This is a genomic window from Pseudomonas sp. EL_65y_Pfl2_R95 (assembly GCF_963971045.1).
GTDB lineage: Bacteria > Pseudomonadota > Gammaproteobacteria > Pseudomonadales > Pseudomonadaceae > Aquipseudomonas.
In genome coordinates this window covers 362,728-381,111 of the sequence record NZ_CAXAOV010000006.1, presented here as the reverse complement: position 1 = coordinate 381,111, position 18,384 = coordinate 362,728, and the positions used below count along the sequence as shown (strand labels likewise).

Annotated in this window: 17 protein-coding genes; 8 read left to right on the top strand and 9 right to left on the bottom strand. The window is 56.0% G+C overall.

The genetic code is table 11. From position 1 onward, the window contains the following. Positions 1-14 precede the first annotated feature (14 nt). The 3 genes from AACY09_RS19815 to AACY09_RS19805 all read left to right on the top strand — a co-directional run bounded on the left by AACY09_RS19815 (position 15) and on the right by AACY09_RS19805 (position 2,992). A complete protein-coding gene (locus AACY09_RS19815) occupies positions 15-1,577 on the top strand; it encodes a bifunctional aminoglycoside phosphotransferase/ATP-binding protein (protein WP_339490475.1) in 1,563 nt (520 codons plus the stop codon). A gap of 236 nt (positions 1,578-1,813) precedes the next feature. After that, positions 1,814-2,086: a TfoX/Sxy family protein gene (locus AACY09_RS19810; protein ID WP_087515845.1), complete on the top strand. Its 273-nt coding sequence runs from the start codon at positions 1,814-1,816 to the stop codon at positions 2,084-2,086. Between the two features lie 105 nt (positions 2,087-2,191). Beyond that, positions 2,192-2,992 carry a Crp/Fnr family transcriptional regulator gene (locus tag AACY09_RS19805; protein WP_339490472.1) on the top strand — a complete coding sequence of 267 codons (801 nt, stop codon included), beginning with the start codon at positions 2,192-2,194 and terminating at the stop codon, positions 2,990-2,992. A gap of 611 nt (positions 2,993-3,603) precedes the next feature. Here AACY09_RS19805 and AACY09_RS19800 read toward each other — a convergent pair. The 5 genes from AACY09_RS19800 to AACY09_RS19780 form a co-directional block, all read right to left on the bottom strand. After that, positions 3,604-4,488 carry a ChaN family lipoprotein gene (locus AACY09_RS19800; protein ID WP_339490470.1) on the bottom strand — a complete coding sequence of 295 codons (885 nt, stop codon included), beginning with the start codon at positions 4,486-4,488 and terminating at the stop codon, positions 3,604-3,606. Positions 4,489-4,497: 9 nt separating this feature from the next. Then, positions 4,498-5,220 carry a heme ABC transporter ATP-binding protein gene (locus AACY09_RS19795; protein WP_445323898.1) on the bottom strand — a complete coding sequence of 241 codons (723 nt, stop codon included), beginning with the start codon at positions 5,218-5,220 and terminating at the stop codon, positions 4,498-4,500. A 44-nt stretch (positions 5,221-5,264) separates the two neighbouring features. Next, a complete protein-coding gene (locus AACY09_RS19790) occupies positions 5,265-6,296 on the bottom strand; it encodes a FecCD family ABC transporter permease (protein WP_339490467.1) in 1,032 nt (343 codons plus the stop codon). Further along, positions 6,293-7,189 carry a heme/hemin ABC transporter substrate-binding protein gene (locus tag AACY09_RS19785; RefSeq protein ID WP_339490514.1) on the bottom strand — a complete coding sequence of 299 codons (897 nt, stop codon included), beginning with the start codon at positions 7,187-7,189 and terminating at the stop codon, positions 6,293-6,295. The genes AACY09_RS19790 and AACY09_RS19785 overlap by 4 nt, the downstream gene beginning before the upstream one ends. A gap of 224 nt (positions 7,190-7,413) precedes the next feature. Next, complete coding sequence (locus AACY09_RS19780; RefSeq protein ID WP_339490466.1) at positions 7,414-8,478, bottom strand: hemin-degrading factor; 1,065 nt, start codon at positions 8,476-8,478, stop codon at positions 7,414-7,416. 187 nt (positions 8,479-8,665) lie between these two features. Here AACY09_RS19780 and AACY09_RS19775 point away from each other — a divergent pair, with 187 nt between their 5' ends. After that, positions 8,666-10,984 (top strand): TonB-dependent hemoglobin/transferrin/lactoferrin family receptor, encoded by a 2,319-nt coding sequence (locus AACY09_RS19775; protein ID WP_339490464.1) that lies wholly within the window; start codon positions 8,666-8,668, stop codon positions 10,982-10,984. Between the two features lie 128 nt (positions 10,985-11,112). Beyond that, the gene (locus AACY09_RS19770) at positions 11,113-11,445 is read left to right on the top strand and encodes a Rieske (2Fe-2S) protein (RefSeq protein ID WP_339490462.1); all 333 of its coding nucleotides are present in this window, start codon (positions 11,113-11,115) and stop codon (positions 11,443-11,445) included. A gap of 10 nt (positions 11,446-11,455) precedes the next feature. On the opposite strand, the gene sfsA is transcribed toward AACY09_RS19770, so the two are convergent. Both sfsA and AACY09_RS19760 read right to left on the bottom strand, forming a co-directional pair. Further along, positions 11,456-12,163 (bottom strand): DNA/RNA nuclease SfsA, encoded by a 708-nt coding sequence (gene sfsA / locus AACY09_RS19765; RefSeq protein ID WP_339490461.1) that lies wholly within the window; start codon positions 12,161-12,163, stop codon positions 11,456-11,458. Continuing rightward, positions 12,153-13,334, bottom strand: coding sequence for a pyridoxal phosphate-dependent aminotransferase (locus tag AACY09_RS19760; protein ID WP_339490460.1), 1,182 nt, complete (start codon positions 13,332-13,334; stop codon positions 12,153-12,155). Before AACY09_RS19760 ends, sfsA begins: the two co-directional genes overlap by 11 nt. A 382-nt stretch (positions 13,335-13,716) precedes the next feature. On the opposite strand from AACY09_RS19760, the gene dksA reads away from it, so the two are divergent. The 3 genes from dksA (at position 13,717) to AACY09_RS19745 (ending at position 15,737) form a co-directional block, all read left to right on the top strand. Then, a complete protein-coding gene (dksA, locus tag AACY09_RS19755) occupies positions 13,717-14,160 on the top strand; it encodes an RNA polymerase-binding protein DksA (protein ID WP_339490459.1) in 444 nt (147 codons plus the stop codon). 99 nt (positions 14,161-14,259) lie between these two features. Next, entirely contained in the window at positions 14,260-15,147 is an 888-nt protein-coding gene (gluQRS, locus tag AACY09_RS19750) for a tRNA glutamyl-Q(34) synthetase GluQRS (RefSeq protein WP_339490457.1), read from the top strand. A gap of 59 nt (positions 15,148-15,206) precedes the next feature. Beyond that, positions 15,207-15,737: a hypothetical protein gene (locus AACY09_RS19745; protein WP_339490455.1), complete on the top strand. Its 531-nt coding sequence runs from the start codon at positions 15,207-15,209 to the stop codon at positions 15,735-15,737. 45 nt (positions 15,738-15,782) lie between these two features. Here AACY09_RS19745 and AACY09_RS19740 read toward each other — a convergent pair whose 3' ends face one another. Both AACY09_RS19740 and AACY09_RS19735 read right to left on the bottom strand, forming a co-directional pair. After that, positions 15,783-16,952, bottom strand: coding sequence for an iron-containing alcohol dehydrogenase (locus AACY09_RS19740; protein ID WP_339490454.1), 1,170 nt, complete (start codon positions 16,950-16,952; stop codon positions 15,783-15,785). 7 nt (positions 16,953-16,959) lie between these two features. Then, positions 16,960-18,348 carry an aldehyde dehydrogenase family protein gene (locus AACY09_RS19735; RefSeq protein ID WP_339490453.1) on the bottom strand — a complete coding sequence of 463 codons (1,389 nt, stop codon included), beginning with the start codon at positions 18,346-18,348 and terminating at the stop codon, positions 16,960-16,962. Positions 18,349-18,384: the final 36 nt, after the last annotated feature.

Sequence of the window (18,384 nt, the reverse complement as noted above, 5' to 3'; positions counted from 1 at the left end):
TCCAAGGACCCTCCGTGAGCCAAGCCCTGATTGAAGCCCTGCAGAACCCGGCCTTGTACCCGCATCCGGTCGATAGCTTTCAAGTGATTGAAACCCATATTTCCTGGGTGCTGCTCACTGGTGAATATGCCTACAAGATCAAAAAACCGGTTAATTTTGGTTTTCTCGACTTCACCGACTTAAGCGCACGCGAGCATTTTTGCACTGAGGAGCTGCGTCTCAACCAGCGATTGGCCAAAGGCCTGTACTTAGAGGTTGTAACAATAAGCGGCAGCGCGGACGCACCCAACTTCTCTGCAGAGGGGCCGGTAATTGATTACGCGCTTAAAATGCGTCAGTTCCCGCAAGAGCAGATGCTCAGCGAGATACAAGCGCGCGGAGAGCTCAGCGAAGCCCACATAGACGCCTTGGCCGAGCAAATTGCCCACTTTCACCTGAGCGCCCCACAGGTTCCACAAGATCACCCGTTGGGAACACCAGAAGCAGTCATGGCTCCGGTCATGCAAAACTTCGAACAAGCGCGCGCGATGCTTTCGGACAAAGCCGATCTGCAGCAACTCGATGCACTCCAAGCATGGGCAGAAACCAGCTTTGACCGCCTGAAGCCACTGCTGGCAAAACGCAAGACAGAGGGCTTTATTCGTGAATGCCATGGGGATATTCACCTTGGCAACATCACAATGCTCGACGGCAAAGTCACCTTGTTTGACTGCATTGAATTCAACGAACCGTTTCGCATGACAGACGTGACTGCAGATGTTGGGTTTCTGGTCATGGACCTTGAAGACCGTGGCCTCAAATGCCTGGCGCGGCGCTTCGTCAGCAATTGGCTGGAGCACACCGGCGATTACGCATCGCTTGAATTGCTCAACTTCTACAAAGCCTACCGCGCGATGGTACGTGGCAAGGTCAGCCTGTTCCGCTTGGGACAAGAGCAAAGCGCGGTGCAGCGAAAGGTTATTTTACGCCAATACCGCAAATACGCCGCCTTGGCTGAAAGCTACAGCTCGATTCCTTCACGCTTCCTGGCCATCACCCATGGCGTCTCTGCGGTTGGCAAAAGCCAGGTCGCCATGCGCATGGTGGAAGCCCTTGGCGCCATTCGCTTGCGTTCTGATGTCGAGCGTAAACGCCTGTTTGGCGAACAAACAGACGCCAATAAAGGCAAGCAAAACCAAGGCATCTACGATCAAGACGCTAGCATTGCAACCTACCAACGCCTGCATGAGATTGCTGATGCCGCCCTGCATGCCGGCTTCCCTGTGGTGATTGACGCCACCTATCTCAAGCATGAGCAGCGTCAAGCCGCCATGCAGATCGCCGAAGAAACGGGCGTGCCGTTTTTGATCCTCAGCTGCAATGCACCGACTGAGATTATTGCTGGCTGGCTCAAGCAGCGTCAGCATGAAGGCCAAGATCCATCAGATGCAACGATGTCAGTGGTCGAGGCACAACTGGCCAATCGCGAAGCATTGACCACCACTGAACGGGTCAACGAGCAATGCATTGAAACCAATGACAGCGCCAGCCTTGACAGTTTGGTTGCGCGCATCCGCCAGCGCTTGCCAGGCTTGTAACAGCTGCAAATAGCACCGGGGCAGGCAATCTGCCCCGGTGTCATCAAATACCTTTCCCCACGTGTTTCGATGACCTGATCCCTGCCCTTTCCATCCTTGATTTATGAGCCTGCTGCGCTTGCCGGAACAGCAAGGATGTCAATTCGCCACACTTTTCTCAGGTGCCGCTACACTTTCGTTCAGGTAGATAACAGCGATTGCTAAAAACCGCAGATTAGCGGCGCCATGGAGGCTCGATGAACGATGAGCTGCAACACCTGAAAAACTTGGGGAAAACATCTGCGCAGTGGCTGCATGCGGCTGGGATCCATAGCGCCAACGACCTGCGCAGGCTCGGCGCAGTCAGCGCCTATCGAGCGGTCAAGGCGCGTGGCTTCAGAGCATCAAAAGTATTGCTCTATTCAATTGAGGGCGCGCTGCTTGATGTCTACTGGAACGAGCTGCCAGAGGCGCATAAAGCCGAATTAAATGGCCAATTGGACGCAGGAAGCTCGCGCAATAAGAGCTAGCTCACAACCTCCACCAAGAGTGATTTACCAAAACTGCAGCCCAGCATATTGTCGGAGGGATGTTCGTGCGTTTATGCCTGCCAAGCCAGTTCAAGGAATCACATTATGTATCTACTCGGGGAGCAACCCACTTACGCTGACCAGCTGATTAACCGGCTGCAGAGTATTCCCAGCCAGTTGCTGGAAGGTTTGGCCCCCTCGGGAGAGATCATTCATCTCGATCAGAACGATGATCTGAATAGCTGCCTGCCCGAAAACAACCTATTCCTCATAGAGAATGGCTTACTGCATGCCTTGGTCGACGAACGCCCGCTGTTCTACTTGCAAGAAGGCGACCTGCTCGGTTTGCGCCAAGGGCTTGACCTGCCCAGCTGTCGCTACAGCTGCGATGAGCCCCTGAGTTTGATCCCCTACTCGCGGGTAGACGCGTTCAATCACATCTACGCTGACCAGCGCCGCCAAGAACTGCTGATTCAATACCTGATTGGCCACACCGCGTTATTGTCCGATGCGCTGGTCCGCCTGAAGCAACCCGACATTCGCCCCTCAACCGGCTTCCAGCACTTTGCCGCAGGCGAAGAGCTGATCCACCAAGGTGACGAAGCCGAGCATGTGTTCGTGATCATCGACGGTCATGCAGAGGCTTTCGTTGACGGGCATAAAGTCGGTGATGTGCAGAAAGATGAAATCTTTGGTGCCATGGCCGTATTCACCCACGAACCTCGCAGCGCCACGGTTATCGCCTCTGAAGCATGCACCGTCATGCTCATCCCCAAAGACCAGTTTCTCAGCCTGATGCAAAGTAACCCACGCATCGCCCACAGCCTGATCGAGAACATGGCCCGGCGCATCGACCTGCTCAATAAAGAAGTCACCCAATTACGCTTGAGCAACGAAGCCAAGTAGCCGTACACGCTGATGACAGAGCCGGCCTGAAGCCGGCTTTGTTGCATCTGCCATCGATGAAAATCGCCGGCTCGAAAAAACTGAAAAATGCCTGTTGACATGATAATGAGAATTGTTATTATTAACTCAACTGATCGCGAGATCAGCCGATATTCTTCAGAGACCTTCAGTCGGCCTCTCCAGTTTATCTCCTCATCAGGCTAATCACGGTTATTGACCCGGCACTTTTGCCGGGTCTTTTTTTTGCCCATAAAAAGCTCTTTGAAATTAATTTCATCGGAGTGTTGACATGATAATGAGAATTGTTATTATTCAATCATCTGGTCGCGAGATCAGCTGATAACCTCAAGAGACCTTCGGTCGGCCTCTTCAGATTATCTCCTCATCAGGCTAATCACGGTTATTGACCCGGCATCTTTGCCGGGTCTTTTTTTGCCTGCGCAACACAGACCACTCACGTGGACTCCGCTTCATCTGCGCACCATTCACAGCCGTTCATCTGCGCCGTAGAGTGGCCGACGCTTTTTTCGGCCACCTTTGATGGCTACAAATATCTGCAGCTTTACCACCCATGGTGGACAAGCCTCACGTTGTCGCAACGTACAGCAGGATTAAGGCTTACGTAACTCAGCACAGTGGTCTTTGTCTTCCACTGCGGCGGTGTACCAGACGTAATCGGCTTGATCGGCGCTGACCGGCTTACCCACCTCACTGAAAATCAGCACAGCATTGATGGTGCTGTCGCCAAGATCACGCAGATGTACAGGCACGCCCAGATCGCGGCGCACATGAAAGGCACCCGCCAGTAATACCGCAGGTTTGTCTGCCTGCTGCAGACGTTCAGCCATCCGCCGATCACGTTGCTGTTGCACCACCAACATGGCGGGCAGCTGGCTGTCGGGAAGCAAGCCGCAATGCGACTCGCGGATTTGCTCAAGCAAAGGCTCACGTACTGCTTGGGCCGTGGATGCGCTGCCACTGAGTACTGGCTGCTTGCGGTAGATCTGCATCATCTCTGCGCGATCCAGATTCGCCGCCAGCAGGTTGGCTCGTTGCTCCAGCGCATAGCGCACGATTGGCCCATACATTGACCAGTCCCAGCCTTGTTGCCAATCAAGCTGCTTGGCTAAATCGGCAATTGGCTGACCTGCTTGCAGGGTTTTCTGCGCCTCATCGACCGCACTTTGCTGGCTACTGGTGAGCATCTCCAACACGATGCTGCCCTGCTCACGCTGACTGGCCATCGCGCGTAGCAACCACAATTCCAGCGCATGGTGATCGGGGTTGTCATGCTGCTCGCCGATTAATACTTGGCCAGCCGCAGACAACCGCTCCACCAATTCAGATGCAGTGAGCAACTCACCGCTGCGCAAATCTTTAATTTGTCCCAGGTTGGCGGCGTCTCGGCCTTGCGGGCTTTGCCATTCAGGCAGCGTCGGCAGCGCCGCCTGACAACCTGCGAGCAAACCGATACAGATCAATAAAGCGAATCGCATAACCCTTCCTTATCGCGCTATCACCAGCGGATGCCCCCGCTCTGGGTGTTGCTGAATTAACACTTCAAGGCCGAATACTTCACGCAGCGGCTCAGCGCGCAGAACCTCTGCCGGACTGCCAAGTAAGCAGGCTCGCCCTTGATCGAGCAGCAGCAGTTGATCGCAATAGCGCGCGGCCAGATTAAGGTCATGCAAAATTACCATCACCGCAGCCCCGCCTTCGGCAAACGTGCGCGTGGCCTGCAATGTGGTGTGTTGATGAAGTGGATCAAGCATCGATGTCGGCTCATCCAGTAGTAAGGTCTGCCCTTCACTGCCCGGCCACAATTGCGCAAGCACACGGGCTAAATGGACACGCTGACGTTCACCACCAGATAAAGCCAAATAGCTGCGTCCGGTCAAATGCGCGGCATCAGCAGCCGTTAAGGCCTGGGCGATGATCTCAGCATCGCGCGCAGCACCGCTGGCGTGCGGCAATCGCCCCATGGCTACGACCTCTTCGACCAGAAAGCCAAAATTAAGCGTCGAACTTTGCGGCAACACGGCTAACCGCCGCGCTCTTTCACTGCCGGGCCACTCCGCCAACCGTCGCTGATCCAGAAACACCTCGCCTTCAGTGGTCTCAAGCTCGCCGCTTAACGCCCCAAGCAACGTACTTTTACCCGCTCCATTGGGACCCAACACGCCCAGCACTTGGCCTGGTAGCAACGCCAGGCTAATTCCAGATAACACCGTGCATGGCCCGCGCTTGACCGCTACATTCTCGGCTCGCAACATCAGGCGCGCCCCCGCAATAATAAGTAGAGAAAGAACGGCGCACCGATTAACGCGGTGACAATGCCGATTGGCAATTCCGCGGGTGCGAGTATCAGCCGGGCAAACAAATCAGCGAAGAGCAACAAACTGGCACCCGCCAACGCCGATGCAGGCAGCAATAAGCGATGATCAGGGCCGGCCAGCAACCTGACCACATGGGGAACCACCAAGCCAATAAAGCCGATCATGCCCGCAGCCGCTACAGCCGCACCAACACCCAACGCGGTGCAGAACACCAGCTCACGCTTGACCCGCTCGACATCAATACCCAAATGCCGCGCCTCAGACTCACCCAGCAATAACGCATTTAGAGCACTGGCACGACGCGGTAACCACATGCCAACAGCCACAGTGACAATCAGCAAAGGCCAAAGCCGCGGATAACTGGCGCCATTAAGGCTGCCCAGATTCCAAAAAGTCAGGGTGCGCAATGTGGCGTCATCTGCCAGGTAGGTGAATAAACCAATTGCAGCGCCAGCCAGTGCGGTCAAGGCGATGCCAGCCAAGAGCATGGTGCCAACATGGGTAACACCATCGCGGCGACCCAGCCGGTAGACCAGTGCGGTTACCAGCAGTCCACCCGCAAAGGCACAGGCCGACAATAGATAAGGCGAGATAGCAGCAGGAATACCGCCGAACATTGTGCCACCGACAATTGCCATGGCAGCGCCCAACGCTGCACCGCTAGAGACGCCGACCAAACCCGGGTCTGCCAGCGGGTTACGAAACAGCCCTTGCATCGCCACCCCGCACAGCGCCAACACAGCACCCACCGCAGCCCCTAAAAGGCTGCGGGGCATGCGAATTTGCTCAATGATCAATTGCGCTTGCTCAGCCCCAACCACGGGCATACCCACGAGGTTTAGCAAGGCTTTCACGGTATCTGCAGGGGTCAGACTCACCGGCCCCAATGCCAAAGACAAGCTGAAGGCGCACACCAGCAGCACGCCCAGCGCAATCAGCAGTAAGCGTGGTTGGACAACTAATTTCATGGGGTCAACTTGGCGTCAGCAGTCAAAGGTTGGCGCTCAGGATAAAAGGCTGCGGACAAGGCCGCCAGTCCATCTGGTAAACGCGGGCCTAAACCACCGACCAACAAAGTCGGATCAAGGCTGATAAGGCGCCCGTCACGTGCAGCGCGAGTCGCGGCCAGAGCCGGGTTGTGCTTAAGCAACGCTTGTTTGGCTTGTTCGCCCTCAAGGCTGCGATCCGCAATAACAATCACCTGCGGATCAAGCCCGATAAGCGCCTCGCTAGACAAGGCTTTATACCCACGGTGAGTGGCCAGATTGATTCCGCCTGCTTGCTTGATAATCCAATCTGCCGAGGTCTCAATGCCACCGGCCATAGGACTGCCGCCAGTATGCCCGAGTAGCAACAACACCTTAGGTGCAGTTTGCTTTGCCTGCGCTTGGCTGACCCACTGCTGCTGACGTTCTAACCGCTGTTGATACGCGGCAAATACCTGCGTTGCACGTGGCGGGTCACCGAGCAATTCTCCAATGCGCTGCAGGCTACCTTGCAATGCCGATAACTGCGGGCTAACAGACAAACGCTCAATATTCACCCCGGCACCTTGCAGCTGGCTCAGCACCGGCGGCGGCCCCATTTCATCGCTACCGATCATGACATCCGGCTTCAGCGCGAGAATGCCTTCGACGGCAAGCTGACGTTGATAACCAATACTGGGCAACTCGCGCAAAGCAGCGGGATGCTGGCTGGTGGTGTCTACACCGACCAGCTTCGACTCGCCGCCCAGTTCAACCACCCACTCACTGATAGAACCACCTGCACTAACCCAACGTTGCGGCAGCGGTTCGGCCTGGGCGATACCCCAGAACATCAAACCTGCCGCCAGACTTACAACAACTCGACCAATCCACATACTCATATACTCCATGACACCAATGGAATCTCTGAAAAACTGCTGCGCTAAAGATTACTGCGTTGAAAAACTGCTCAAAGTGCTCATTTAGAACAACTAAACTGCGCCTTCTCGCACCTTTTCGCCTTGTACTCCCGGCGCTCGCGACCTTTTTCAGCGGATCCCTATCCGCTCAAGGCGCCAACGCGCGCTGCGTTAACACCCGTGCAATAGAACAATAGGCGCTATTGCGCGGCTACCGGCAGAGATTCCACTAACTCACGCCAGGTTCTGAGCTCTGGGATACCGGGCTTACGCGCACCAAACAGTTGGATCACCAACTCACCATCAGCGTCAAACGCCTCCAGGCTGGTGATAACCCCGTCACTGCTCGGTTTACGCACGCGCCAGAGCTCGGTGATGGCTGGAGTTTTAAGGTGCAAATTGAATTCTGGGTCAAGCACATTGAACCAAGTGTCCATCCAGCGCAGTTTGCGCACAGGACCAGTGTGGATCTGGATGCAATGGCGGTTGCCGACAAATACCATAATGGCGATGTCGCGCTCACCCGCCTGCTCCATGGCGCGGGTCAACTCAGTCGGATCCAAGGGTTCAGCCCACTCGCTGCCCGCTAGGCGTAACGCTTGGGTGCGCGCTGCACCGTGTTTTCGCAGCAAGGCAAAAAAGTGATGCGTGTCTTTTAACGCAGACCAACCTTCGCGCAGGGCTTGCTGATCAATCTCGCTGTCCGCCTTGAGCGTTTGGGGCGCAGGCAGCGCCTGCAGTTGCAACTCGGCAGATTGCTGCGAGGCACGGAAGCGCTCCAGCAACGGCTCCCATCCGGCCAAGTTGCTGGCATCGGTCAAGAACACTTTGTGAACGGCCATGCCTTGATGGTCAAACATCTGAATGCTGCGCTGAGTGCCTTTGTCGGTCGGCTCAGTGATCGCAAATACACTGTTCCAGCCGCCCAGAAACAAGCGCAGGTCGATATCGGGCGAAACCACCAAGCCCATTTGCCCGCCAGCGCTGACGGTGACGTCGCGGTAAAGGCCTTTGCGTTCATGCACGCAATGCTCGTTTCGCGTCAGCGCCATGACATAGCCCAATTCGCCAAACGCAGGCAGCAGTTCAGCCCAATCAGGGCGCAAACGCACGGTATCAACCCCCAAGCGACTGGCGACCAACTCAGCCTCGCTAACGCTCAGGTGCGCGGCTGCATCACGTGCGCGCAGTCGAGGCTGGGTGCCCCGAAGTTGTTGCCAGTTTCGATAAAGATCACTGGCTTGCACAGGGTTGAGATTACTCATAGCTGAACGGCTCCAAATTAACGTTTTTCACTGGCGTGGCACTGATATCCGCACCAGCAAAGGGCGATGGGTATTTTTATTTGTTAAGTGATAATCATTTGCAATAGCATATCAATATCATTACTGTTTGCGCAAATGCCAACAAGCACTCACAGAAGCTGCCCAACACACCCCTTCAGGAGTTTTCATGTTTGCCACTGCACCCTTTCCCTTGCGCTCATACCTGACGCTTATGTTGCTCAGCCCTTCTTTAAGCATGGCGGCTTCAGAACCTGCTCAATTGCCCGACACTGAAGTTACTGGCGCGCCAGTCCAGACACCGCTGCCGACTACAACTCGCACCGATGCTGAAGAATTGGATAAGCGTTTTATCCGCAGCTTTGATGACTTGGGGCGACGCTCTGAACCCGGCGTGAACTTTAATCGCAGCAATGAGAGCATCAATATTCGCGGGCTTGATCGTGATCGGGTACTGACCACCATCGACGGTATTCGCGTGCCTTGGATGACCGATGGCGCGCGAAGCCAAGGCCCAACTGGCGGGGCTCAGGGCGGTTTGGATGCAATTGACTTCAACAGCTTGTCGTCAGTTGATATTGTGCGGGGGGCGAACTCCAGCCAAGCCGGTTCCGGTGCGCTGGGCGGCGCGGTGCAGTTGTTTACGCTCAACCCGGATGACCTGCTGAGCGAAGGCAAAGACTTTGCCTCATTGGCCAAAACTGATTACGACAGTGCTGATAACAGTTGGGGACTGAATGCAGCGCTAGCGGGTCGCTACAACAACACCAAGTGGCTGCTGCAAGCCGGCAAGCGTCAAGGTGATGAGCTGGAAACTGCAGGCAATGACAATGTGCTGGGCACTCTGCGCACCGAAGCCAACCCGGCAGAGGTTGACCGTCATAACACCCTGTTCAAGTTACAACAGGAGTTCGATGGCGGGCAGCAGCTGGGGTTTACCGCTGAGTATTTCAAGCGCGAAAATGACATCGACACACGCACCGGCCAAGGCACCACGTACCTCGCCGGCGAAAACAGCACTCAAGAGGACACCAAGCGCCAGCGTTTATCGGTCGACTACGACTTCAAAGCGCTAGACAGCGATGGCTGGATTGATCGTGCACATGCCATTACCTACTGGCAGAAAATCCAGCGCGAAGATGATCAGGACGCCGTGCGCGGCCTAGACTCCCGCGCGGGTATTCCCGACTTTGTATTCCAGATGTTTGGCGTTCCAGAAAATCCTTATAAATACCCAAGTGGGGTTTTCCAACGTAATAACCGCATTGAGAAAACGCTGTATGGCTTCACTGGCGAGGTCGGTAAAAAGCAGCAGCTTGCGGGCTTAGATCACGATTTCAGCCTAGGCGGTGAGCTTTACTGGATCGAGACTGAACAAGCCTCGAAAGGTCAGGACAATTGCCCTGCCAACCTGGTCACGCCCTCGCCCGGATCACCGGTATACATGGGCCCAAGCGCTTGTGATTTTCTGCATACCAATCAGGCCGACAGCCCAGAAGCCAAGGGTCGCCAATGGGCGATTTATGCGTCGGATGAGATCAGCTTCGCTGACGGCGTATTTAAACTAACCCCTGGCCTGCGCTATGACGCTTACCAAGTTGAGCCAGATGCAGGCGGTGCTTACGCCAACAACGTCAATCCAAACAACAACGCCTCGCTCAATGACAGCGATGACAGCGATGACAGCAAGCTGTCCGCGAGCCTATTGGCCACTTGGCAGGTAGCTGAACAAGCGTTGCTCTACGCGCAGTGGGCGCAAGGCTTTAAAGCGCCAGACGCCACTCAGCTATATATGAACTACGGCGCTTCCGGCACGTATCTGCGGGTGGGCAACCCGGACCTTAAGCCGGAAGAAAGCAATGGTTATGAAGTTGGCGGCCAATTCGGCAGCAATCAGCTGGGAGGCTCGTTGAGTCTCTTCGATAACCACTACAAGAACTTTATTGATGAAGGCGTCACCCTCGACAGCCAGCAAATCGCTGACTTGGGGCTTGATGCCAGCGATTATCCATTCGGTGTCACCCGCACTGAAAACCGTGACAAGGTCCGTATCTACGGCGCCGAAGCGACCGCTCATTGGGGCTTTGCCCAAGACTGGAAACTTTGGGGTGCTGTTGCCTGGGCGCGCGGTGAAGACCGTAAAACCAATCAAGACCTAAACTCGGTTGCCCCCCTGACAACTACTGTCGGCTTGAGCTACGAACATGAGCGTTTCGGCAGCGACTTGATGCTGACCGCCGCCAGCGCCCGCGACCATGTTGAAACAGATGCCGACTTCAAAGCCCCCGGATATGGCGTCGTCGACATGACCGCTTATTGGCAGCCTGCGGCGTTAGACGGGGTCAAGCTGCAAGCCGGTGTGTTCAACCTGCTCGACAAGAAATACTGGAACGCGCTCAACGTACCCGACGGCGCACGGGTTCAACCTGATGACTACTACAGTGAAGTCGGGCGCAGTGTGCGGGTGTCCGCATCCTGGCAGTACTAAACAGACGACCAGAAATGGTGGCCGAAAAAAAACGTCAGCCACCCGGCGTAAAAAATCGCGCAAGGACGCGCACCCTATTCTGCTCACCACAAGATGCGCGATAATGCGCGCTAATTGTGGAGAGTCTCATGATGTATCTATGCGCCAGTGAGGCGCTTGCAGAAAGCCGGAGCCTCGGTTTTGAAGTCGCCGGGCAAAAGCTGTTGATCGTGCGTAAAGATGCGCAGGTGTTTGCCTATCGCAACAGCTGCCCACATCGCGGCGTATCGCTGGAATGGCTGCCCGACCAATTTCTCGACAGCAGCGCCAGCTTGATCCAATGCGCCACGCATGGCGCCTTGTTCCTGATTGACTCCGGCGAGTGCGTCGCCGGGCCGTGCGCGGGGCAATCACTGGATGCTCTGGGCTGTAAAGAGGACGAGCAAGGTATCTGGGTCAACCTCGCACAGCACGCCCTATAAGTTGTGCGATTTAGAGCTTCACGTCCAAGGGACGTGCGACACGAATTCCTGCCGGACTGATATCCACCCCGTACGCCAAGACTTCAACCCCGGCGTCCTTGGCCTCACCCAATGCAGAGGCGTAGGCCGGGTCTATTTCACTGGCGGGGCGCACAGCTGTGATCCCAGACAAGTTCACGCAATAAAGCTGCACGGCCCGCACGCCACCTCTCGCCAGCGCAGCCAACTCACGCAAATGCTTGGCGCCGCGCTCAGTACGGGCATCGGGAAAGGCGGCTACATCGGTCTCGGCAAACCCCAAGGTGACACTTTTAACTTCAACGAAGGCGAAACCTGAAGGGTATTCAAGGCGAAAATCAATCCGGCTGCGCTCCTGTCCGTAAGGCACCTCGCGCTTAAGCGCGGTAAAGCCCTCGAGTTCGGTAATAACCCCAGCATGGAGCGCCTCTTCAACCAACGCATTGGCGCGCGCTGTATTAATACACGCCAGACGTCCATGGGGCGTTTCGCCTATTTCCCAACTGCCCGGCAACTTGCGCTTCGGGTCATTGGAGCGACTAAACCAAACCCGCGCGCCTTCACTCATGCAGTTGAGCATTGAGCCAGTGTTGGCGCAGTGAATCGTCATTAGCTCGCCGCCCGTGGTTTCGATATCCGCCAAAAACCTTTTATAGCGACGCAGCAAGCGGCCTTCTTCCAGCGGTGGATCAAACTGCACGGGCACCCCAGCTTTTCAGACCCCGGGCGATGCGCTCGACCGCTTCCTGCAGGCGCGGCAAGCTTTGTGTATAGGCAAAACGTAAATGTTGCGCGGCCTGATGGCGGCCAAAATCCAGCCCGGGGGTGAACGCGATATGTTCGGTTTCGAGAAAATGTTCGCAGAAAGCAAAGGCGTCGCCACCGAATTCGGAGATGTCTGCATATAAATAGAAGGCGCCCTCCGGCTCCACCGCAATTTTAAAGCCCAACTCACGCAGCGCCGGCAGCAAGAAGTCTCGACGCTTACCGAACTGTTCGCGGCGCTGCTCGAGAATTTCGATAGTGGCGGGCTCAAAACAAGCCAGCGCCGCATGCTGGGCCATACTCGGCGCACTGATGTAGAGGTTTTGCGCCAGTTTCTCAAGCTCAGGCACCGCCGCCTCCGGCGCGACCATCCAGCCCAGGCGCCAGCCGGTCATGCCGAAATACTTGGAGAAGCTGTTAAGCACAAAGGCCTCATTGTCGACCTCAAGCACACTGGCGGCTTCAACGCCGTACGTCAGGCCGTGATAGATCTCATCAACCACCAAATGGCCGCCACGTTGTTTAACGGCTTGAGACAAGCCCGCCAACTCATCGCGCTGCAGGATAGTGCCTGTCGGGTTGGCCGGCGATGCAACCAAGGCGCCGACACTCGAGGCATCCCAATGCCGGGCAACCAGTTCAGGCGTTAGCTGATAACGCACATCGGGGCCAACCGGAACCAACTGCGCCGCCCCTTCGATCAAGCGCAGGAAATGCCGATTACACGGATAACCGGGGTCAGCCAGCAACCAATGCTTGCCCGGGTCCACCAACAAGCTGCTGGTCAACAGCAATGCGCCGGAACCGCCCGGCGTGATCAGTATCCGTTGCGGGTCAATATCGAGCTGATAGCGCTGTGCATAAAAAGTCGAAATCGCCTCACGCAGTTGCACAATGCCGCGTGCCGGCGTGTAGCGGGTGTGCCCGGCAGCCAACGCGGCCTGACCCGCCGCCACTATTGGTGCGGCGGTGGTGAAATCCGGCTCGCCGATTTCAAGGTGAATAACATCATGGCCGTCCGCTTGTAACTGGTTCGCGCGGGCCAGCAGCGCCATCACGTGGAAGGGTTCAATTGCGCGGCTGCGTGCACTGTAGGGATGGGCCATGGAACTGCCTTGGCAAGTAAACAAACGGTGGATTCTAACCAACCGGCAAGTAAAACGGCAGCGAAGTCGCCCGTAAACGTCTTAGACAAAATAAAAACAATTAAATCTACTGCTTATTACCTTCTTTCCTGAACAGCCGACGAAATCGCTGCAAGCCATCTACCACAGGGCTCTGCTGCAGATGCAAAGGCGGATTACCAATAAAAACAGACGCATATAAGCGCATCGAGCTGGAAAAACCGTCACGCTCTAGACAACCGGGAGTAGCGCGATGGGTATTGTTCTGGTAAGTTCGCCCGCTTGCAGCCGCAGGGCCGACCGAAAATCGGCTAATGGATATCATCCTGCGCAGTAGAATTGAGAAAGTGAGAGGCGGTCATCCATGCCCACCAAAGCAAAAGCAAAAAGCGGTCAACTGATTCGTGGCTTCGAACCCTACCAGGAAACAAAGGGTGAAGAGTACATGGGTGAGCCTATGCGTGCGCATTTCACCGGCATCCTCAACAAGTGGAAGCTGGAGTTGATGCAAGAAGTCGATCGCACAGTTCACCACATGCAGGACGAAGCAGCCAATTTCCCGGATCCAGCGGATCGTGCCAGCCAGGAAGAAGAGTTCAGCCTGGAACTGCGCGCCCGTGATCGTGAGCGCAAGCTGATCAAGAAAATTGACGAAACCCTGCAGCTAATCGAAGACGAAGATTACGGCTGGTGTGAGTCGTGCGGTGTGGAAATCGGCATCCGCCGTCTTGAAGCCCGCCCAACTGCAACGCTTTGCATTGACTGCAAGACGCTAGCGGAAATCAAAGAAAAGCAGGTCGGTTCCTGATCTGAAAAACGGGGCGCCAAGGCGCCCCGTTTTGTTTCTGCCCTGTGCTCTCTCCAGCACACTGGCATGCATTGGGTTGTCTAAACCTGGCTCGCTAGCATGAATAATTCTGTCTACATTGGGCGCTTTGCCCCCACTCCCAGCGGTTACCTGCACTTTGGCTCTCTCGTCGCGGCTCTGGCGTCCTATCTGGATGCGCGCGCTGTCGGTGGACGCTGGCTGGTCCGCATGGAAGACCTTGATCCACCTCGCGAAATGCTCGGCGCCCAAGCGGCGATCATGACCTCGCTGGAGAATTATGGCTTCGAATGGGATGGTGAGTGGATACGCCAAAGCGAGCGCCATGAGCACTATCAGCACGTTTTAGAGCAGCTGTTCAGCCAGGGACTTGCCTACGCCTGCACCTGTTCACGCAAGCAACTGGAACCTCACAACGGAATATACCCTGGTTTTTGTCGCAACCTCGGCAAACCACTCGATGACGCGGCAATCCGCTTGCGCGTGCCTGAACTTGAGTATCACTTTACCGATCGGGTGCAGGGCGAATTCCGTCAGCACTTGGGCCAGGAAGTCGGCGATATGGTAATTCGTCGTCGCGACGGTTTGTATGCCTACCAGTTAGCGGTGGTGCTCGATGATGCCTGGCAAGGCATCACCGATGTGGTGCGCGGAGCCGACCTGCTCGACTCGACACCCCGTCAGTTGTACCTGCAGGAGCTGCTCGGTTTCGCCCAACCACGCTATTTGCATGTGCCCCTGATCGTTCAGCCCGATGGCCACAAGCTGGGCAAGTCCTATCGCTCCCCACCATTAAAGGCTGATCAAGCAACTCCGATGCTACTGCGCGCCCTGCGCACCTTAGGCCAAGCGACACCGGATGATGCTGCCGATGCAAGCCCTCAAGCGCTGCTCAAATGGGCAATCCCGTACTGGGACAGCAGCTTAATACCGCGCCGTCTGACGCTGGCCGAAAGCGAGTTGCGCTAGACACAACTCTGTATCCTTATATCCTTAGCCACTTCACAGATCCCCAAACAGGTTGCCAGATGAAAGCCCAGCTCGAAGAATTGATCAGTAAAATTAGCTCGGGCTGCATGCTCCCTGAAGAAGTGGCAAAAATCGCCGATGAAGCAGCTCAGGCCTATGCCGACCCGCAAGGGTTCTTGGCCGCCAACCCAGACATCAACTATGACGACAGCTTTCCCATCCCACTGGGTGAATGGATGGTGATCGGCAGCTTGCCGGAAACCGTGCTGTTTCAAGCTGACAGCTATGACGTGCTGTTCCAGCAGATTGTCGACTCCTTTGGCCCGCAGGTCAGCTTTGTGCTCAAACCCAAACAGTTGGTCAAGGTTGAGCCACTCAAAGCCCTTAACCGCATCCAGGTACAGCTCAGCAGCCTGAGCCCGGAAACCAAGGGTTATGTGTTGGTCGATTTAAGCGAGCCGCTCGATGACGAACTGCAGGCGGTGTTGGTGTACAGCAGTGACGTGGAGCGAGTCATGGCCTTGGCGGTCGAGGCGGGTATTTATGCAGCTCCGGCCTATGAGACGCTAAAAGCCGCACAGGCCGAGTAATACACTGCGCCGCCCTGGGGTCGGCGCAGTCATCTAGCCAGCCGTTTACAACTTACCGTCCAACGCACGGAGAAATAGCTGGCTGTACTGCGCCGCGCTGAAGGCAATGGGATTGGTCCCGGCTGAGGCATCGGCATGGGCCATATTACCAACGCGCTCGATCTGTGCATCGTCTATGCCGATCTCGAGCAAACTGTGCGGGATCCCCACCTCTTCGCGCAGTGCCAACACCCAATCAAGTACCCCGTTGAAGCTTATATCCTTCAGGTTCAGATAACGTGCAAGCTTCTCCATCTGCTCGGCGATCCTGGCTTTATTAGCCTGCAATACATAGGGCATTAATACGGCGTTGAGCAAACCATGGTGGGCGTCATACAACGCGCCAAGTGGATGCGCCAAGGCATGCATCGCGCCTAGCCCACGCTGGAATGCCGTCGCGCCCATACTCGATGCGACCAGCATTTGCAGGCGCGCCTCAACATCTTCGCCATGGCTCACTGCCCGTGGTAAAAACTGCTGAATCATACGCATCCCTTCAAGCGCGATGCCCTCCGCCATGGGATGAAACAGCGGTGAGCAATAGGCCTCAAGGTTGTGCGACAACGCATCCATGCCGGTCGCCGCCGTGATTCGGGCGGGCAATCCGAGGGTTAGTTCCGGGTCAAGAATCACCACCGCCGGCAGCATCCGCGCGTGGAAGATAATGCGTTTGATGTGCGCATCTGTATCGGTAATCACCGAGGCACGACCCACTTCGCTGCCAGTGCCGGCTGTTGTGGGTACCGCCACCACAGGTGCCATGCCCGCTACAATGACCCGATTGCAGTTGTCGCCAATGTCTTCGAAATCCCACAAGGGCCGATCTTGCCCAACCATCAAGGCGATGGCTTTACCGGCATCCAGTGCCGAGCCACCACCAAAGGCAATCACCCCGTCGTGTCCACCGGCCTTGAATGCGGCGACGCCCGCCATCACGTTGTCGCCCGTCGGGTTGCCTTTTATCGCTGAAAACAAGCCGACCTTCAGACCCGCGTCATGGCATTGCGCACGGGCATCCTCGATCATTGGCAGCGCTGCAAGGCCAGGATCGGTAACGATTAACGGCGCCTGCATGCCCAGGTTGCTGCAGGCCTGTGCCAGTTCGGCGATACGCCCAACACCCACGCGCATTGCGGTTGGGTAATTCCAGTTCATCCGGTACTGATCAAGATTCATATCGACCTCACAATTCGGTTTTGAAGTGGAAGGATTTAGGCCGGGTCAATTGCTCAAAGCCGACGCTCGACAAGGTGCAGCCGCGCCCTGAGTTTTTCACCCCGGTCCACGCCAGCGCCGGGTCAAGATAATCGCAGCGGTTGAGAAATACAGTGCCCGCTTGCAGTTGATCCGCCAACACCATTGCCGCCTCGGCATCACGACTGAAAATGGCTGCGGTCAGGCCGAATTCACTGTCGTTCATCAACGCCAATGCTTCGTCATCGTCGCGGACTTTCTGCACCCCCACCACCGGACCAAATGACTCCTCTGTCATCACCCGCATACTGTGATCGACATCGGTAAGCAGTTGCGGTGCCATATAAGCCGTGCCACGTTGATCCATCTCGAAGTCTGTCGGGTCTATGTGCGCGGTGGCGCCCTGACGTGTGGCTTCTTCGATTTGTCCGCGAACGAAGTCCGCTGCCTGCGCTTTTACCAAAGGCCCCAATGTGGTTTCCGGATCATCCGAACGCCCAAGCTTGTAGCTGTTAACCAGCGCTACCGCCTGCTTTACAAACTCTTCGTACAGCGATTCGTGCACGTAAATGCGTTCAATACCGCAACAGGATTGACCGGAGTTGAAAAAGGCGCCGTCGATAGTGGTCTCGACAGCATGTTCCAAGTCCGCATCAGCACGCACATAAGCGGGGTCTTTGCCGCCAAGTTCCAAGCCAGTACTGATGAAGCGCCCGGCAGCAGCGCGCTCGACCATGGTCCCGCCCGGCACTGAACCGGTAAAGGCAACATGTTGCACGGCAGGCGCCTGAATCAGCTTTTCGGTGTCTTCGTGACTAAGGTGCAAATACTGGAATACCCCTTTTGGCAGCCCAGCTTCATGAAATGCTGCCACCATGCGCTCAGAACACAAAGGCGTCTGCGCAGAGTGCTTGAGCAATACTGTATTGCCGGCCAATAACGCCGGTACAACAGCATTGACCGAGGTGAGATAGGGGTAATTCCACGGCGCAATTACCAAGGCGACACCAAGCGGTTCACGACGGATAAATCGGGTAAAGCCCACTTTTTCAGGCAGTTGAATATCGGCTAAGGCCTGCTCAGCGATATCCGCCATATAGCTTGCGCGCTCGACAAAACCTTTGATTTCGCCAGCGGCGTAGCGAATCGGTCGGCCCATCATCCAGCACAACTCTTGCGCCAGCAGGCCCTCTTTCGCACTAAAGGCCTCGGTGGCTTTACGGACAATGGCAATACGCTCAGTCAAGGGCGTTTGCTTCCATGATTGCTGGGCTTTTTCTGCCTGCTCCAAAGCCGTTTCGATTTCATGGGCAGTTGCCAAAGCTCGCTCAACATAAACCGAGCCATCGACCGGTGAAATACATTTTAACCTTGCCATACAACACTCCAAACATTGACCGAGCCTAGCCGCCTT

What these genes read in the sequence shown, in the direction of transcription:
- AACY09_RS19810 (WP_087515845.1), top strand. Translation starts at nt 1,814, where the DNA reads ATGAACGATGAGCTGCAACACCTGAAAAACTTGGGGAAAACATCTGCG.
- AACY09_RS19805 (WP_339490472.1), top strand. Translation starts at nt 2,192, where the DNA reads ATGTATCTACTCGGGGAGCAACCCACTTACGCTGACCAGCTGATTAAC.
- AACY09_RS19785 (WP_339490514.1), bottom strand. Translation starts at nt 7,189, where the DNA reads ATGTGGATTGGTCGAGTTGTTGTAAGTCTGGCGGCAGGTTTGATGTTC.
- AACY09_RS19735 (WP_339490453.1), bottom strand. Translation starts at nt 18,348, where the DNA reads ATGGCAAGGTTAAAATGTATTTCACCGGTCGATGGCTCGGTTTATGTT.
- AACY09_RS19760 (WP_339490460.1), bottom strand. Translation starts at nt 13,334, where the DNA reads ATGGCCCATCCCTACAGTGCACGCAGCCGCGCAATTGAACCCTTCCAC.
- gluQRS (WP_339490457.1), top strand. Translation starts at nt 14,260, where the DNA reads ATGAATAATTCTGTCTACATTGGGCGCTTTGCCCCCACTCCCAGCGGT.
- AACY09_RS19780 (WP_339490466.1), bottom strand. Translation starts at nt 8,478, where the DNA reads ATGAGTAATCTCAACCCTGTGCAAGCCAGTGATCTTTATCGAAACTGG.
- AACY09_RS19790 (WP_339490467.1), bottom strand. Translation starts at nt 6,296, where the DNA reads ATGAAATTAGTTGTCCAACCACGCTTACTGCTGATTGCGCTGGGCGTG.
- dksA (WP_339490459.1), top strand. Translation starts at nt 13,717, where the DNA reads ATGCCCACCAAAGCAAAAGCAAAAAGCGGTCAACTGATTCGTGGCTTC.
- AACY09_RS19775 (WP_339490464.1), top strand. Translation starts at nt 8,666, where the DNA reads ATGTTTGCCACTGCACCCTTTCCCTTGCGCTCATACCTGACGCTTATG.
- AACY09_RS19770 (WP_339490462.1), top strand. Translation starts at nt 11,113, where the DNA reads ATGATGTATCTATGCGCCAGTGAGGCGCTTGCAGAAAGCCGGAGCCTC.
- AACY09_RS19745 (WP_339490455.1), top strand. Translation starts at nt 15,207, where the DNA reads ATGAAAGCCCAGCTCGAAGAATTGATCAGTAAAATTAGCTCGGGCTGC.
- AACY09_RS19800 (WP_339490470.1), bottom strand. Translation starts at nt 4,488, where the DNA reads ATGCGATTCGCTTTATTGATCTGTATCGGTTTGCTCGCAGGTTGTCAG.
- AACY09_RS19740 (WP_339490454.1), bottom strand. Translation starts at nt 16,952, where the DNA reads ATGAATCTTGATCAGTACCGGATGAACTGGAATTACCCAACCGCAATG.